The sequence below is a fragment of the Acinetobacter sp. WCHAc060033 genome, from assembly GCF_004209125.1.
GTDB lineage: Bacteria > Pseudomonadota > Gammaproteobacteria > Pseudomonadales > Moraxellaceae > Acinetobacter > Acinetobacter wuhouensis.
This window is the reverse complement of record NZ_SGSW01000170.1, coordinates 1-671: the sequence shown is the minus strand read 5'-3', so window position 1 is coordinate 671 and position 671 is coordinate 1. Positions and strand designations below refer to the sequence as shown.

Sequence of the window (671 nt, the reverse complement as noted above, 5' to 3'; positions counted from 1 at the left end):
GAGCTGCAGGAGATGCTGGCTGAACGCGGAGTGAATGTCGATCACTCCACGATTTACCGCTGGGTTCAGCGTTATGCGCCTGAAATGGAAAAACGGCTGCGCTGGTACTGGCGTAACCCTTCCGATCTTTGCCCGTGGCACATGGATGAAACCTACGTGAAGGTCAATGGCCGCTGGGCGTATCTGTACCGGGCCGTCGACAGCCGGGGCCGCACTGTCGATTTTTATCTCTCCTCCCGTCGTAACAGCAAAGCTGCATACCGGTTTCTGGGTAAAATCCTCAACAACGTGAAGAAGTGGCAGATCCCGCGATTCATCAACACGGATAAAGCGCCCGCCTATGGTCGCGCGCTTGCTCTGCTCAAACGCGAAGGCCGGTGCCCGTCTGACGTTGAACACCGACAGATTAAGTACCGGAACAACGTGATTGAATGCGATCATGGCAAACTGAAACGGATAATCGGCGCCACGCTGGGATTTAAATCCATGAAGACGGCTTACGCCACCATCAAAGGTATTGAGGTGATGCGTGCACTACGCAAAGGCCAGGCCTCAGCATTTTATTATGGTGATCCCCTGGGCGAAATGCGCCTGGTAAGCAGAGTTTTTGAAATGTAAGGCCTTTGAATAAGACAAAAGGCTGCCTCATCGCTAACTTTGCAACAGTGCCT

1 protein-coding gene is annotated in these 671 nt (G+C 53.1%); it reads left to right on the top strand.

What is annotated here, in order from left to right; translation table 11 throughout:
• A partial coding sequence (locus tag EXE10_RS21145) for an IS6-like element IS26 family transposase (protein WP_096912031.1) occupies positions 1-618 on the top strand: 618 nt, incomplete at its 5' end.
• Positions 619-671: the final 53 nt, after the last annotated feature.